The 15,783-nt window shown below is 47.5% G+C and carries 12 protein-coding genes; 8 read left to right on the plus strand and 4 right to left on the minus strand.

From position 1 onward, the window contains the following. The first annotated feature begins 117 nt into the window (after positions 1 to 117). The 3 genes from MARGE09_RS07890 (at position 118) to MARGE09_RS07900 (ending at position 3,206) form a co-directional block, all read left to right on the plus strand. On the plus strand, positions 118 to 1,461 hold the full coding sequence (locus MARGE09_RS07890; protein ID WP_236986787.1) for an MFS transporter: 1,344 nt from the start codon (positions 118 to 120) through the stop codon (positions 1,459 to 1,461). A 100-nt stretch (positions 1,462 to 1,561) separates the two neighbouring features. Continuing rightward, positions 1,562 to 2,167 (plus strand): single-stranded DNA-binding protein, encoded by a 606-nt coding sequence (gene ssb / locus MARGE09_RS07895; protein ID WP_236986788.1) that lies wholly within the window; start codon positions 1,562 to 1,564, stop codon positions 2,165 to 2,167. Positions 2,168 to 2,366: 199 nt separating this feature from the next. After that, positions 2,367 to 3,206 (plus strand): sugar nucleotide-binding protein, encoded by an 840-nt coding sequence (locus tag MARGE09_RS07900; RefSeq protein WP_236986789.1) that lies wholly within the window; start codon positions 2,367 to 2,369, stop codon positions 3,204 to 3,206. A gap of 22 nt (positions 3,207 to 3,228) precedes the next feature. On the opposite strand, the gene MARGE09_RS07905 is transcribed toward MARGE09_RS07900, so the two are convergent. The 3 genes from MARGE09_RS07905 to rpsT all read right to left on the minus strand — a co-directional run bounded on the left by MARGE09_RS07905 (position 3,229) and on the right by rpsT (position 6,624). Further along, positions 3,229 to 3,429, minus strand: coding sequence for a DUF2788 domain-containing protein (locus tag MARGE09_RS07905; protein ID WP_236986790.1), 201 nt, complete (start codon positions 3,427 to 3,429; stop codon positions 3,229 to 3,231). A gap of 72 nt (positions 3,430 to 3,501) precedes the next feature. After that, positions 3,502 to 6,126: a bifunctional diguanylate cyclase/phosphodiesterase gene (locus MARGE09_RS07910; protein ID WP_236986791.1), complete on the minus strand. Its 2,625-nt coding sequence runs from the start codon at positions 6,124 to 6,126 to the stop codon at positions 3,502 to 3,504. Positions 6,127 to 6,354: 228 nt separating this feature from the next. Continuing rightward, entirely contained in the window at positions 6,355 to 6,624 is a 270-nt protein-coding gene (gene rpsT / locus MARGE09_RS07915; RefSeq protein WP_236986792.1) for a 30S ribosomal protein S20, read from the minus strand. A gap of 531 nt (positions 6,625 to 7,155) precedes the next feature. Between rpsT and MARGE09_RS07920 the strand changes: the two genes are divergently transcribed. The 5 genes from MARGE09_RS07920 to MARGE09_RS07940 all read left to right on the plus strand — a co-directional run bounded on the left by MARGE09_RS07920 (position 7,156) and on the right by MARGE09_RS07940 (position 12,931). Then, a complete protein-coding gene (locus tag MARGE09_RS07920; protein ID WP_236986793.1) occupies positions 7,156 to 9,465 on the plus strand; it encodes a hypothetical protein in 2,310 nt (769 codons plus the stop codon). Between the two features lie 99 nt (positions 9,466 to 9,564). Then, the gene (locus MARGE09_RS07925) at positions 9,565 to 10,677 is read left to right on the plus strand and encodes a DUF5723 family protein (RefSeq protein ID WP_236986794.1); all 1,113 of its coding nucleotides are present in this window, start codon (positions 9,565 to 9,567) and stop codon (positions 10,675 to 10,677) included. A 376-nt stretch (positions 10,678 to 11,053) separates the two neighbouring features. Beyond that, complete coding sequence (locus MARGE09_RS07930) at positions 11,054 to 11,638, plus strand: DUF2589 domain-containing protein (protein ID WP_236986795.1); 585 nt, start codon at positions 11,054 to 11,056, stop codon at positions 11,636 to 11,638. Between the two features lie 36 nt (positions 11,639 to 11,674). Beyond that, the gene (locus tag MARGE09_RS07935; RefSeq protein WP_236986796.1) at positions 11,675 to 12,367 is read left to right on the plus strand and encodes a hypothetical protein; all 693 of its coding nucleotides are present in this window, start codon (positions 11,675 to 11,677) and stop codon (positions 12,365 to 12,367) included. 6 nt (positions 12,368 to 12,373) lie between these two features. Beyond that, a complete protein-coding gene (locus MARGE09_RS07940) occupies positions 12,374 to 12,931 on the plus strand; it encodes a hypothetical protein (protein WP_236986797.1) in 558 nt (185 codons plus the stop codon). Between the two features lie 272 nt (positions 12,932 to 13,203). On the opposite strand, the gene MARGE09_RS07945 is transcribed toward MARGE09_RS07940, so the two are convergent. Next, the gene (locus MARGE09_RS07945; protein ID WP_236986798.1) at positions 13,204 to 15,441 is read right to left on the minus strand and encodes a cellulase family glycosylhydrolase; all 2,238 of its coding nucleotides are present in this window, start codon (positions 15,439 to 15,441) and stop codon (positions 13,204 to 13,206) included. Between the last annotated feature and the right edge of the window lie 342 nt (positions 15,442 to 15,783).

Here is a 15,783-nt window from a genome sequence, read left to right on the forward strand (position 1 = left end):
TGTTTGCGGGGTGTGTTGGTTGGCCAAATTGCGCAGTCGCTACTTTAGAGGTGGGGGTTAGGCTGCTAGAATCGCGGCCTTTGTTTATTTAGCCATAACGAATGGCTTGGAGTGGATGTGAGTAACGCTACCCCTGTTTCTGAGATGCGTATTGTAGGTTCGCTGGCGCTGTTGTATGTGTTTCGCATGCTCGGGCTGTTTATGGTTTTCCCTGTAATGATGCTCTATGGCCGCGATTACATCGACCAAACGCCTTTTTTGCTGGGGGCTGCGCTAGGTATTTACGGCTTAACGCAAGCCGTCTTTCAAATCCCGCTGGGCTTGCTTTCAGATATTTGGGGGCGAAAACCGGTTATTTTATTGGGTTTGATTATTTTTGCGTTGGGTAGTGTGGTAGCCGCATTTGCCGATAGCGTATGGGGCTTGATGATTGGCCGCGCGTTGCAGGGAGCCGGCGCTATTGCGAGTGCTGTGCTGGCATTGGTTGGTGATTTAACTAGCGAGCAAAATCGCACCCGTGCGATGGCTGTTATTGGTGCTTCTATTGGGCTTTCTTTTGCGGTGGCGATGTTTGTGGGCCCTATGCTGGCTGCAGCGGGTGGTTTAAGTGCCATTTTTTGGGTGGCGTCGGTGTTGGCGGGCATTGGCATTGTTATTTTATGGCGGGTGGTGCCTAATCCCCCGGCGCATAGTTTGCGCGGTGCAGAGGGCCTAGCTGTACCGGCTTTGTTTGGCAGGGCCTTAAAAAACCGCCACTTATTGCGCTTGAATGTCGCGATTTTCATTTTGCATTTTGTGCTTACGGCAACCTTCGTTGCGGCGCCTTTGGTGCTAGAGGCTGCAGGTAAGGCGAACGATGCCCACTGGCATTACTACCTACCTGTAATGCTATTGGCGTTTATCGCTATGGTGCCTTTTATGTATGTTGCCGAGCGCAAGCGCAAAGTGCGTGGTGTGCTGTTGCTTTCAATTGCGATTTTGATGTTTAGCTTGTTTGGCCTAGCTTTAGGTGGCGGTTTAAGTTGGCAGTGGTTGGTTGGCATATTTTGCTTTTTTACGGCCTTCAATTTACTGGAGGCGACATTACCATCTTGGCTGAGTAAACAAGCGCCCGCTGGTAGCAAGGGTACCGCCATGGGGGTTTATTCTACATGCCAGTTTTTGGGGGCCTCTGCCGGTGGTTTTGTTGGTGGTTATGTAGTGCAGCACTTTGGTGTTACTGAGGTATTTATGCTGGCTGGCGCAAGCTGCTTAATTTGGCTAATTGTTGCTGTATTTATGCAGGCGCCGCCCTATTTAAAATCGCTGTGCGTGCCGCAAAAAAAGCCAATATCAGGTCCAGCCCTTATGACGAAGGTGACGGGCGTGGTAGAGTGCGCATGGGTTGCTGAGCAACAGCTGCTGTACCTTAAAGTGAATGATAGCTTTGAGCAGCAAGCGCTGGATGAATATTTAAAATAATGCGACGTGCATTATTGACGGGTAAAAGAGCTATGGGCCTGCGCGGTACCTAGCTTGAGCTATCAAATTATTGTGTTTATTGAATGAGAGAGGGCGAACAGTGGCCAAAGGTATTAACAAGGTAATCTTGGTGGGCAATTTAGGGCAAGACCCTGAGGTGCGTTACACGCAAGCAGGCGGTGCGATTGCTAATATCAGCATAGCCACAACAGATAGCTGGACCGATAAAGCATCAGGGCAACGACAAGACCGTACAGAATGGCACCGCGTTGTGTTTTTTAATCGCTTGGCGGAAATCGTGGGTGAATATTTACGTAAAGGTAGCCAAGTTTATGTTGAAGGCTCTCTGCGCACGCGCAAGTGGCAAGATCAGGCCGGTGTTGATAAGTACACCACTGAAATTGTTGCCAGCGAAATGCAAATGTTAGGTGGCCGTGGTGATGGCGCCGGCGCCGGCGGTGGTTATGGCCAGCAGTCAGCGGCACAACCTAATTATGGTGGCGCCCCACAGCAGCCCTCCCAGCAGCCGCAGGGTGGTTATCAGCAAGCTCCTGCCCAACGCCCAGCGCCACAACAAGCGGCACAGCCTGCTTATAATCAAGCGCCAGCAGCGCAAGCTCCTCAGCAGCAGGCTGCTCCAGCTCGCCAGCCAGCGCCTGCCCCCGCGCCAAGCATGGACAGTTTTGATGATGACATACCGTTCTAAGCACCGCTGGGTGTAGTGAATCTGTATTTAAAAAGCCCCATTTATTGGGGTTTTTTATTATAGGTTTGGCTTTATTTAACGGTGCGTAGGTCGTTAAATTTATGCTGAACGACTTGTGTTTTATGCTATAAATGCCGTTAATTTATTTTATTGCCGTATAGCTTTTGGGAGAATTTTTTTGGGCTTTAGAGTTTTAGTTGTGTCTGAATCGCCTGCATTTTATGAGACCTTAGAGGCAGCCTTTGAGGCGCTTGCCTTTTCGCTACGGGCGGCTACGCCAGACTTTCTGACGCTGACGGCAGATAATATGGTGACTTACCTTGAGGGTGAGCGAATCAACGTTGTCATTAATGCTAATACCGAACCTAGCTGTGCTGAGGGTTTACAGCGCTTGGTAAAGCTTTGTGGCGAAAAAGACTTACCGTTAATTCATTTATCTTCCTATCGTGTTTTTGGTGCTGCGCAAAGTGATCTGTCGGAAAGCTTATCTCCTGAGCCTGATGATGCCTTGGGTGAAGCCCTTCTGACGGCTGAAAAAACCGTTTTAGGCTTGGAGCATGCCATTGTATTGCGCATGCCTTGGACGCTGACGTCCTGCTCGCATGCGCCGACAGATGAAGGTCTATTGGGGCGTATTTGCTTTGCTTTGTTAAATAATCCTGTTTTAAATGTATCTGAAGTTGCTTCTGGGGCGCTGATTTCTTGGCCTGAAATCGCTAAAACCATTGTGGCTATGGTTCAGCAAATATTGTGTGGCGCGGAAAACTGGGGAGTATTCCATGTACACACTAGTGATAATTGTAGTGAGGCCGAGTTTGCTGATGCGGTTGCGCGCTTGTTGCGTGGTGAGGGCTTGTGTGTATCGGAGCTAGCCATTACCAAAGAGCCTTGGCCGTGTTCGGTGGAGCGCCCTGCTTTGCTATTGGGGCGGCGCTGTACCGATAATTTTGGTGTGCAGCAGCGCAGCTTTCGGGTAGGGCTAAAGGGGAGTGTGCAGCGCTGGATTACTGAAAATGGTTACAGGCCTGCTCCCGTTTAATTTAAAGGGCTCTTAAGTGCGGTTATTGCTCCAACACAGAAACAACAACGGTTTTAATAATAAAGCCAAGCAGGCCAAGCCCAAGTACGACAAATATCATGATTGTTCCAAAGCGGCCTGCTTTTGATTGCTTGGCGAGGTCCCACATAATAAATCCCATAAAGCCTATTAGTGCTGTAATGCCTAAAATCATAGACCACTTTTCAAATGCTTCGATATTCATACTGCGCTCTAAGGTGAGGACGGTGGCGTTATTCTAGCGCGTCGCTTTGCGCAGGGAAATGTGTTTGCAGTGTTAGCGCTTATTGTGCTGAATGTACCATTGCTCAAACGTTGCGGCTGGTAGTGGCTTGGCAATATAAAACCCCTGTGCAATTTCGCAGTTTAAATGTGCCAGGTGCTGCATGGTTTCTTCGTCTTCCACCCCTTCTGCAACAACATTTAAACCAAAGCTATGGGCTAGGCCAATGGTGGACTTGATGATCATCTCGTCTTGCTCGTCGTTGAGCATATCCGAGACAAAAGTGCGGTCAATTTTGAGTGTGCTTAAGGGTAAACGCTTAAGGTAAGCCATGGATGAGTAACCGGTACCAAAGTCATCAATAGCAAAGCGCACGCCTAAATCGTGAATGCGTTTTATGATTTGCAGGCTGCGTTCGGGGTCGCTGATAAGTGCGCTTTCGGTGATCTCAACCTCCAGCGATTGCGCTGGAAAGTCATTGTTTTTTAGGTGCCGCTCAACCAGTAGTGGAAAGTCGTAATCAACCAAGTTACGGGCCGATAGATTAATGGACACCTTCATGGGAATCCCTTTGCGGTGCCACTCTTTGGTTTGTTCTAGGGCTTTTACCAAAACCCATTCGCTCAAAGGCTTAATGATCTCGGTCATTTCGGCCATGGGGATAAACTCAAAAGGGGGGACTTGGCCAAGCTTGGGGTGCTGCCAGCGAATGAGTGCTTCGCAGCCGACGCAGTGCCCTGTTTTGAGATCGACTTTGGGTTGGTAGTGTAAAACAAGCTCGTTTTGGCGGATGGCATTGCCAAGCTCTGCCATTAGCATCAAGCGGCGAGGGCTGTGGGCATCTTGGGCGGCATCGTAAAAAGCTAAAGGCTGCGCGCTAGATTTTGCGCTATACATGGCGACATCGGCACAGCGTAGTAAAGCGTGACTATTTTCGCCGTGGTCTGGGTAAACGGCGATGCCAATGCTGCCGCCTATTTCTAATGAAATGCCGTCCGATACAATAGGTTTGCGCAGCGAGGCATCAATAAAACTCGCGAGGGAAATAGCCTCGTCGCCCTCTTGGATTTTGGCGATTAATATGGCGAATTCATCGCCACCTAGCCGGTACAAATATGCACCATGGCGCACTAGCATCGGCTGCAAGCGCTTGGCGATTTCTTTTAGGATTTGATCGCCAATGGAGTGCCCTAATGTATCGTTAATATCTTTAAAGCGGTTAAGGTCTAGTAGCATCAGGGCTACTTTATTGCCGCTTTTGTGTGCGTTATGAATGGCTATGGCGGCTACGTCGTGTAGGCGTGATCGGTTGGGGAGGCCTGTTAAACCGTCGTGGTTGGCGCGCCTTTCCATTTCCCGTTTAGAATCTATTAGCTGTTCGTTGGCGCGCTTGCGCTCTGTGATATCGGCGGCCATAAATAAAAAACCGCTAATATTTTGCTGGGTGTCTCTTAGTGGGGCGACCGCGAGTGATACTGGCAGTTCGGTGCCGTCTTTGCGTTGATATTGCCATTCGTACTCTTCAATTTGGCCTAGCCTTGCCTTGGCGACAAGTACTTCAAAATTAGGTAAAAGCTCGTAGCCCAGCTCGCGGGTTAGGGTTTCTGCTCGCCAAGTGAGTTCTTTTGGAGTGTGAAAAATAAGCGGCGTTTGTTTATTGATAACCTCTTCGGCGCTATAGCGCAGGCTTTGCTCAGCTGCGCGATTAAACGTGTGGATGATGCCGTGCAGGTCGGTCGCTATGATGGAGTAATTGGTGCCGTCAAAAATGGCTAAATGTAGCGAGTTTAAGGCTTTAAGTTGGTCTGACGCTTGCCGCTTGCCGGAGATGTCGCGCACAGAAACAATAAGGTGTTCTTCTTGCTCTAGTTTTGCGCGGGTTAGTGTAACGTCTGTATAAAACTGTGTATTGTCCCAGCGTGTTTGTAGCCATTCAAAGCGGGTATAGGTTTCGCTGGGGTTTTGTTCAGACAGTGGCCATAGTTTATCGACGGGATGCCCAATAAATTGCTGGCGGTTACAACGAAACAGCTTCAACGCTGCTGCATTGCAATCGCAAACCACATTGTTACGCACAATGACTAGGGCATCGCCTGTGCTGTCGAATACTGTGCGGTATCGCATCTCACTGTTGCGCAGTGAGTAATACATTATGAGCTGCGAAAGCAAGTCGGCAACGGATGTGGCGAAGTTAATTTCTTCTTCATTCCACTGGCGCATGGTTTTGATGTGCTCAAAACAAATAACGCCGGAAGCTGCGCCTTCGTGGTGAAGGGTGGCGTCGAGCAGTGAGGTAATATCGAATGGTTCTAGGTAGGTGTCGGCGAAACACGCTGTGCGAGGATCTGTTCTGGCATTGTGTGCACAGATAACGCGGTTATCTTCAAGGGCTGCAAAATAGGGGGGGTAGTCCGCGGCGTGAATGCTTAGCTCGTCGGTGTTGGTATCTGGCCCGTCGCAAGCGAATGCTTGGCAGTTAAGCGTTTTTTCGGTTGCTTGAGGATTGCTGTAAAGCCAAATTCCGCACCTTGCTACGTCAACAGCTTGCTGGCTATGTTTGGCAACAATACCCATGGCGCGTTTAAGATTGGTTTGCCAAAGCATCTCATCTTTTGCTAAGCAAATGTACTTATCCGCAAGGCTGGGCAGGATGTGATGTTTTTGGGGTGGTTGCGTCATGCGTTTGTCTTAGCAATCAGATAGGGCGTGCCTTATCGCGGTTGTTATCTGGCGGCATTCTAGCACCGATTAAATAGCAGTATAGTTGGCTTTGGGGAAGGACGAGAAAGGATTGGCAGAAAAATAATTAACGCCGTCTTTGTGCGTGCATTGTTAGGGGGTGTGAAAGCGGGGCGTAAAAAAGCCGAGCATTGCTCGGCTTTTGGTGTTTCTGGCAGGGCTGCTTGATTAAGCGGCCGCTAAAGCTTTTACCTTAGCGTTCAAACGGCTCTTGTGACGAGCAGCTTTATTCTTATGGATAATGCCTTTGTCTGCAATGCGGTCAATAACTGGCACTGCTGCGTTAAGTGCTGCTTGCGCTGCTTGTGCATCGCCCGCATCAATCGCAGAAATTACTTTTTTAATATAAGTGCGAGCCATTGAGCGTAGGCTGGCGTTGTGTGCGCGTGCTTTGTCGTTTTGACGAGCGCGCTTGCGTGCTTGAGGTGAATTGGCCACCGTAGTGCTCCTACAAATCAAATAAATTCAAAGAAAACCTAGTGATCACATTCTATACCAGTAACAGCAGTATTTGACCGAACGCGCTCTGGTTGCTGCTAAGCGTTGTACCAGATATATGGTTGGCTTTCTGAACGTGACCTAAATAAGGACGCGGTATTATCCCCGTTTGTACCTCCCTGTCAAGTCTATTATTTGGGCGTTATTTCTAGCTGTGCATCTTACCTATGCCGGAGTGTTTGGTGAAAAAGTCGCAAGACTTAAATGGAAGGCTTATGGGGGTGCTTATGCGTAATCTGACTGAAACTGCTGTTGACGGTTATCTAAACACCTTCTACGCCAAAACAAAAGGCAAAAAAAAGGATGTTTTATAGTGGATATGCTGGCGTGATCTTGAATCGCTTCTATAGTTTTTTGAGTAAGCCCCATACGGGTGTATGGGATTTAACTTTTGCCTTTTTACGCCTCGATGTAGCGACTTGATTTATCGAGTTAGGGTCGCTACTTCACTTGAAGAACTGGAGACTGATAGTGAATACATATGCACGCGCCTTAATTCTTTCAGCCATGACGGCTGTTTCTTTAACACAGGGTTGTAGTTGTAGTGACGACGATGACCCAGCTCCCATAGTGATTGACCCGCCGGTCACTGAAGAGGGGGAAACGGTTGCTGTAACGGGTACGGCAGCTAAGGGTATTGTTAGAAGCGGTTTGGTGGCGGCATGTCCGCTGGTAAGCGGTGCCGTAGATTGTACCGCGCCGATAGCTACCGGCGTGACCGACGATTCAGGCCTTTACTCCGTTACAATTCCGGAAACCAGCTTTGGTGCGCCCTTTGTTGTGCGGGTTTCGGCTAACGCTGATACACGCATGATGTGTGATATTGCTGCTGGTTGTGGTATCGGCGATACCACAATTAATTTTGGTGAGCTTTATGCTCCCGATACAGAAACTTTTAAACTTGATGCCATTGTGCCTTCGGTTAGTGTAAACACTACGCCTACTGTTAACTTAACGACACTCACAGATTTGTCATCGTCCTTCGCATTGTCGTCGTTGACAGCGACTAGCAATTTGGACGAAATCATCACGAGTATATCAACGGCTAACTCGCGCATTGCTGATCTATTCGATATTGACGAGGACATAACATCGTTACCTGTTGTGGACTTGACTAACCCTGCAGCGGTAGCTGCTGCTAACTTAGAGGACCTTAACTACAACCTATTAGGGCCATCAATTATAGGTGCGAGCCGCCTTGATAATGCCGCGCGCACCGTTGAACAATCACTCGCGGACTTTACCACTCAGTTCTTAGCGAATGGTGTTGTGACCAATGCCGATGATTCTATTGCCGCAAATACGGTCGATTTGGCCGAGATCTTTGCGCAAGCTAATCAGATTATTACGCAAGTTAGTCAGGCTGCCACTGTAGCGAATGTAACGATCCCAACGCTTTCGACCATTACTACGCAAATCACCAGTAACCAGAATGACGCACTCAATACACCACCATCGACCGAAGGCTCGCAGGGTACTGTGAGTGATACTGTTGGGCTTGCCGCGCTAGATAAGGTGAAGCAATTTGTCCTTACCTTGGGTGATGTTGGCGCCTCGGTGGAAATGGCAAGCTTGGGTGATGATAAAACCGTACTTGGTGAGTCTGAAGGGTTTGAGATGCAGGTAGAAGCTGCAGAGCTTGCGACCAGCGCCGGATTAGAAGATGCCGTTGAAGCTACAGCTATGGTGGTTGAAGCTATGGCCAGGGCTTACGAGGCGTACGACGAAGATGGCGCGCTAACTAGCTGGACTTCATCAGACGGCATTGTGGTTACCATTACCCCTACTACGGAAACCAATGCAGAAACGCAAGAGCAAACAGTAACCTCTGTTGCTTTGATGGTGGCTGGAGATGTGATGGTGAACCAGTCGACAGTAGCCATCGATATGGCGGCCACTGTTGATGGTGTTGAAACCACAGACGATGTGAGCAGCGAAGGTGTTGAAACCGAGACCGCGATGGGTAATGTGATGATTGGCGGAACGGCAGATTCAGGCTCTGTTAGTTTGACCGTTAAAGATACGTCTCACTTCTCAGTCGGTAGCTTAATGGCTGTAATGAGTGAAAATGAAGGTAGTGAAACAGAAGATCTTACTGTCACAGATGTATCCTTGATGCTCAACATTACGGCGATGCAGAAAGTTTCTGAAACTGTTGCTGATCCTATTTCGTTTACTGGCCAGTTGAATACAACACTTAGCATGCTGGATGTTAACGAGACATGGACTTGGTCAGATAATGGCGGTTCAGAATCGACGACCTTAGATGTAGAGGCGGTTAACTTTAGTCTTTGGGGCTCTGTATCGAATTCATCGGGCGACAGTATGAAAGTTAGCTTTTCTGCTGTTGGTGATGGCTCTGGTGTTACCTTTAGTGAAATGTGGTCCGCAGGAGAAGAGACCGCAACTGACACCGAAACGGATGAAAATTATGCAGACCTAAGCGTGGCATTAAATTTCGATGCTAATTTAGCGGGCGTTATCGGCGCAGTTAAGGCTTCTTTCTCGGCTACCCGTTCTGCTGAGTTAGCTGCGACATCGACTTTCTCATTAAAATGGCCTGGTAAAAAATTAACAGCTACCGCCACCATTGACGATGATGACTCGACAGCACAAAGTGTTACGATGAAAAATCGTGATGGCGTGACTGCAGTATTTACCGAGGATGATGGTGATTGGACGGGCAGTATTTCACTAAAAGGTGTTGAGTACGCGACTGTAGACGGAGTGGTTGTAAATTACTCTGATGATACATTTGGTTCGTTAGATATTTTTGAGTAATTCAGTAAATATTTAAAAAATTGAGTTAAAGGCTGCTTCGGCAGCCTTTTTTTTACCTATACTTTTTGTTAGGTAAGCTGTAAACCAAGTGGGATGGGAATGAGTTATAACCTGTATTTATTTCGTTCGGTAATTATATGTTGTGTAACCTTCGCGCCGTTATTGTGCTGGGGCGGCGATAACAATAAAAAGTGGTATTCAACAGTTAACCCCTTCGTGTCTGCAAGAAGTTTTACTTATAGCGAGAATATGCCACTGGAAGCCTTTGATAATGATTTTCAGGGCGATTTTCCGGATGATGGGAGTTACGAGTTTACTCACAATAAATATGCTGTGGGTATGGGGTATAGAGGTGTAGAAATATCATTCTTTCAACGGCAGGATTATTATTTTAGAACTGTTGGAGATACCTTTAATCTTGTATATCTTGATCAAAATGATATTGACTTTCCCGTTGATGAATTCTTTGATATTTATTTGAATGTACAGCAGGTAGATGCAACTGGTGCAACTTTAGGTTATCGCTTTTCTCCGTTGCCTGCTCTAGAGTTATACGTCGCTGGCAGCTACTTCGAGTCGGATGATGTGTTATACGGTGAAGTTGCTGGGCGCCTATGGCAAACCGAGCGGCGCCCCTATGCTGATTTGGTTGTGGATTATGTTTATACCGAAGAGGTACTCCTTGATCGCCCATTAACGGATCCTGCATCGGGTTATGGTTATGGTTTTGACTTGGGCTTAGCGTGGCAGCTGCACGAAGACTGGCATTTCTCGGCGCTATTTGAAGATGTTTCAGGGCGGATAAATTGGAAGCATGCACCGCATACTGAAGCTGTTATGGTTAGTGATCGCAATCGGGTTGATGAGAATGGCGTATCTTATAAAGTGCCAGCGTTATCGGGGAAGCATGGCTTCAAAAATATAAAACAAACACTGCCTGTACACTCTCAATTTAAACTGACTTATCAGTACCAAAAGCTGCTGTTTTCTGCAGAGCAAGAAACTTACGACAAGGTGCGTTTTACGCGAACATTGCTAGGCTATAAGCCTATATCATGGTTTAAGGTGGAAGGCGGTTATGATTTTAAAAGCTATACCAAATCGTTGGAGTTTTGGACGCCTTATTTATCGTTATTAGTCGCCACAGACAAATTTGATTTAAAGCAAAGCAAAAATGTGCGAATGGAGTTGAAAGCAGGCATTAAGTTGTAATGTTACATTGTTAAATATACAGAAGTTAATAATCCGATAAGTGGTCGCTTGATTATTATATTTTCGTGCGATGATTGTCGCGACTACTATGTGATTGTAGGCCTCGGCATGCGGCCATTTTTGCATCGTTAAGTTATGCCTTTTCTTGGCGCTATCCTCTTTTAATCTAAAAAGTTCTGTACCGTTATGGTGGGTGAATTTATCACATGGGTTTGGTGAATATTACCCATCGTAAAGGCCTTTGTCTTACCTATACTTAGCAAGCTCACACTAGTGAAGAGCAACATTTTAATGTTCTAGTGCATTAACGTGTTTATCAGGGATGAGGTTTGGAGGTTTTTCTCCAATATTATTAAGCAGTGCGGAGGTAAATGTTATGTCTGATTTAGTAGCAGAACTCAATAGCCTGGATTTTGGCGTTTATATTGGTGGTCCATTGCAGGCGGCAGTGCAAGCGCAGCAAGCTTCTTCAATGGCGGCGGTTGAATTTATTCAAGAAGTGGGTTTTGAAGATAACGGCTCGGGCGGTACGCAAATTCGATATGTTAATTTCGACTATGAAAAGAGCACGCCTAATCCGGATTTCGACCCTGACACCGCAGTGGGGCCAGCAAACGAGAAGTACATAAAATCTGATGTGTCGCTTAAAGTCCCTTTTATTACTATGCTAACAACGCCAAATTTACGCATAGATACTTTGGATATAGATTTTAATGCACGGCTTACATCGACAGAAACTTCAAATGTTAGCTCTAAATTTGCGGCCAGCGCCGAGCTGGGAATTAACTATAAAGTGGTTAATTTTAAAGCGTCCGCATCTTATCAGCGCACGTCTTCTAAAGGTGAAAAAGTCGAGAAATCATATTCGTTGAATGTGAAAGTTCATGCCGTGCAAGATGAATTGCCTGCAGGTTTAGATCGCGTGCTAACGTTACTCGAGGATAGCATTGTTAGCGCATAACCATTGAGCGCCTTCGGGCGCTTTTAGGGGGTTGGTATGAAACTGCATGATTATATTGGCAACTTAGTGTCCAGTATTCAACAGGCTCGCGTCAGTGCCGATTTACAAGCGGTGCGCGTTGCAGAAAGCTATGCAAAGCATGAGCTGTTAGAACATTTTCCTGTACCGCGCATGCGTCTAAAAGATGTAGAAATGACAATTCCTATTGCCATTGATGCAGGCCAGATACAAAAAACAACTAATTTAGAGCCTATTGATAACCGCGAATTTAACGCAGCCGCTTATAAAGAGGTGCTTGCAGGCTTGGGAAAAAAAAGCCTTTCTAAAGATCACTCTTTGCGTCTAAGGCAGGTTATTAGTGAGCAAAGCGCAATACTTGAAAAGGAGTTGTTGGTTGGTGGCGAAACGCAAGGCCTCAAAAATTTCGCGGTTAATGTGGCTAAGGCTTCGGTTGCGCTGCAACACGACGAGGATTCGACCAATGATAGCGATAATCGTCTTGAGCTGTTAGCAAAACGCATCGCAACTAATTTAAGTGGTGCAATTAAACCTGTTAATGCTGAGTCTGTGCTTGAGCAGTTGGATGTCACAATTGAGGCCGATATCTTAAAAGAGAAATCCCCTGATAGCTTGGTACATATCAAATTGGTTATTCAAGAGGAGGGCGTAGAGTGGCACAGAATGGAGGCTAAAAACGGGACGATTACGCGAAAACTAATTCCGGAGTAATAGCTGATGAGTAAATCATTAATCGCCAAAGAAGCTGCTTACGCCAAATTATTGCAGCGCATACCTGCTATTGTTGATGCGCTAGGTGCTAAGCAGCCGCAGGCGCCAGAGAATTTTATTCAATGGTTAAAAGATGCCGAGCATAATTTGCAGGAATTTAATGCTCCTGAAGTCTCAGAAATTGCAGCTATACGCAGTAAGCTTTATGTTAATCATTATAAAAGTGTAACGCGCAAGGAGCAGCAAAGAGCTTGCTGTGAGAATTTACCGGATGCTCAGGTAGTGATTTTCCGGCTTTACGAAGAGGTTAGCACTCCAATTAAAGAGGCTAAAAAGCTACTGGCCCCCATGCTGGCCGCTGTAGCGCAAAGCGGAGCAGTTACTTATGGTGTGAGTGATAACTTTCAAATTTTTATTGAAAAGCTTAGTCAAATATTAAATCAGCACGAACAATTAAAGACGAGCATGGTGCATGTCAACGCGTTACTACCGGCGCACGATTGTTTATGGTTGTTGGCTGATATGGTCGATTTAGAAGTTTGGCCAAGGCCTAAGGCGGCTTAAGGGCAGCTCAAAAATACATTTTCTCGCGATAGCCGCTTTAGGTTTTTGATCCTCGATAGCTGCTCCTCGACATTGTGCAATGTCTAATGAGGGGCTCCTGTCCCGTGCGTTATTCTAATCAGCCGCGCTGTCTGTGCTCTCACAAAAAAATACTATTTTTGTGGAGCCTTTAATACATTCCGGTACGTTTTGATTAGCTATAAAAAAGCCGGCGCCCAATTGCTGGGGCCGGCTTCGCGCTTTTTAGGTGTTTAGTTTAAGATTGGCTGGGTTTATTGGTAGGGCGCTTTATTCCAGCTATCCCAATTGTCCCAATTTTCGAGAATGTCCATCACGAGATTGCCTGACTCGGTAAGATCGCCAGTGCTCCAGTTGCCGTAAAAGTCGCTGCCTAAATTTAAAATAGACGAGCCGTGTTTATCGCTGGCTGGGTTGGTGCGCTCTTTGGTGAGGTTATCGACCAGTGCCCAGTTGGCGTGGCTGATATTGTTTTCGTGTAGGAAGTCCATCCAAATCAATGTTTCCCTTGCGTTGGCGTTACCGGTGCCTGCTGCTGCCACGGTGCCCCATTCGGTTACAAATAGCGCGGCTTTTTTCTCTATGGCCGTGCGGGCGAAGCTGCGAATGTCGTCGCGGTGCGTATCGGCATAAAAGTGCAAGGTGTACGCGATGTTGGTGCCGTTAATGGGATCGTTAGCGGCTTCGTCAACGCGTTGCGACCAGTTGCGCGTGCCTACAATAATTAAATTGTCGGGGTCGATCGTGCGGATGGTGTTAATTACGCCTTCGGCATAAGGCTTGATGCTACCACTCCAGTTTTCGTCTAATGGCTCGTTAAATATTTCGTAAATAACATTATTGTAGCTACCGTATTTTTCGGCCATTTCTTTAAAGAATGCAGTTGGGTTGCGCGCTGGGTTTGTTGGATCCGATTTAATGATATGTGCGTGCCAATCAATAATTACATACATATCGTTTTCGATGGCGGCATTAACGACTTCAAACAATTTTAAGCGATGGCTCCAAAAATCATCAAAATAGCTGCCGTAGTCGTCGGTGCCGAAGGCTACACGAATGAGTTTTGCATTCCAGTTGTCTTTTAAAGATTTAACGGTTTCTTTGGTGTAAAAACCCGAGCCGCCCCAGCCAAAGTTGCTCCAAAATAAACTGACTCCGGCAATACTTTTAGCTTCGCCACCAAATAGTACTTGGCCGTCGGCAACGCTAATAGCGGGGAGCTGTGTCGGTGCGGTTGGCGCCGTAAAGGTGTAGTTGGTGGGGGTTAGGTTTTGGCCGGTATCTACATCGCTTAAAGTAAAGTGGTCGAGGTTCATAACGCCGCCGCCAAATACCGCGCGGAAACAAACCGTTTGCTCACCCTCAATTGGGCTGTTTAAACGGAAAGATACGTTATCGAAGTTTTCGTAGGCACCGGTGCTGGTGGTTTCGAATTCGCCAATATTGGTGCCTTGCTCTGGGTTGTTTGCGGCAGGGTCTTCTGTGATGGCGGCGCTATCTAAATAAACAGCAACGCGGCCGATGGAGTCGTGCAGGCGGCCATAGCGTAAATTTAGGCTTTTAACGCCAGTCAGGTTGACGTTGTCGAAGCAGGCGTAGTTGCCGGCTTCAAAGCCGCCTAAATAAAATTCTGGGCTACCGTAGCGCATTACGCCTTTGGATTTATTGGGGTTGTAGTCGTTATCGTCAATAACCGTGCCCAGCATGTTGCCGCCGCCGGTGGAGCTGGCCGCGCTAGAGCTGGTTGCTTGGCTGCTAGAGGTTGCGGTGTTGTCCGCTTCGGAAATCTCGATGTAGTTAAGGTTAGATGCCGCGCCTGTGAAGGTGACGGTGAGTACATTGGCGCCGCCGCTAATGCTAACGCCGCGCAAGGTAGTAGAGCCGTATGTTTCCCAGCCTTGGGCTGCAGTGCTGAGCGCACCTAAACTGCTGCCGTTAAGGGTGAGTGTTTGGGTGGCGTCGCTGCCGGTATCCGATGCGGTGCGCAGGGTAATGTCGTATTCGCCAGCGGGAATGTCGATGGGGTATTGAACGTACTCGCCCTCTATGGTGTAGCCGATGGCGCAAATGCCATTTTGGTCGGTTACATTTACAAGGTCCATCAATGCGGCGCCACCTTCGGCGCAAATGCCGGTAGCGGTGCCTTCGCGGGTGCCGGGTGTAGCTTCGTTAAAGTTTACGCGGTCGTAATCTTGCGCTTGAATGCGCAGTGTTTCGAACGGGCCCGCAGCAGAGCTGGCGCTGGATTCAATGCTGCTAGAGGTCGTTATTGGCGCGCTGCTTGCAGGCGATGAGCTAATTGTAATGCTGGATGAGCTTACCGCTAAGGATGAGCTTGAAGACGCTTCGCTCGAAATGGCAGAGCTTGTTGTTTCGGATGAGCTGCTGTTATTGCCGGCAACGCAGGCGGCTAAGGTTGTGCTCGCAGAGGCTATTATCGCCAGACGGCAAAATCCTCTTAGTAATGGTTTTGTAGGTGTTTTGTTGCTCACTGTGGTCGTCCCCTCGTGAGAGCCATTGGCAGGCTCAATCTCACTTATTAATGCTGTGTTATATTTTTATTGTGCGCGGGCAGGAGCAGGGCGGGTGTTCAGATGGCTAGCGCCGCAACTGCCAAGCAGCGGCGAAATTGTACCACGGTGTCAGACTTTAATTTTTATTCTCCGTTATTTGGCAATTCGTTCGTCTGTTTTTAGTGTGATATGACTATCAAAAAATCACTAATATGGCGCCTGTATTTTCACTGATGTTGCCGTTTTGAGCACTAGTTGGCAGTGCTTATATTGTAAACATGGGCATTGCGATGCTAACCACACTGCTCGGGGCAAGGGTGT

This window comes from Marinagarivorans cellulosilyticus, from assembly GCF_021655555.1.
Classification (GTDB): Bacteria; Pseudomonadota; Gammaproteobacteria; order Pseudomonadales; family Cellvibrionaceae; genus Marinagarivorans; species Marinagarivorans cellulosilyticus.

What these genes read in the sequence shown, in the direction of transcription:
- MARGE09_RS07905 (WP_236986790.1), bottom strand. Translation starts at nt 3,429, where the DNA reads ATGAATATCGAAGCATTTGAAAAGTGGTCTATGATTTTAGGCATTACA.
- MARGE09_RS07910 (WP_236986791.1), bottom strand. Translation starts at nt 6,126, where the DNA reads ATGACGCAACCACCCCAAAAACATCACATCCTGCCCAGCCTTGCGGAT.
- MARGE09_RS07925 (WP_236986794.1), top strand. Translation starts at nt 9,565, where the DNA reads ATGAGTTATAACCTGTATTTATTTCGTTCGGTAATTATATGTTGTGTA.
- MARGE09_RS07930 (WP_236986795.1), top strand. Translation starts at nt 11,054, where the DNA reads ATGTCTGATTTAGTAGCAGAACTCAATAGCCTGGATTTTGGCGTTTAT.
- MARGE09_RS07935 (WP_236986796.1), top strand. Translation starts at nt 11,675, where the DNA reads ATGAAACTGCATGATTATATTGGCAACTTAGTGTCCAGTATTCAACAG.
- MARGE09_RS07940 (WP_236986797.1), top strand. Translation starts at nt 12,374, where the DNA reads ATGAGTAAATCATTAATCGCCAAAGAAGCTGCTTACGCCAAATTATTG.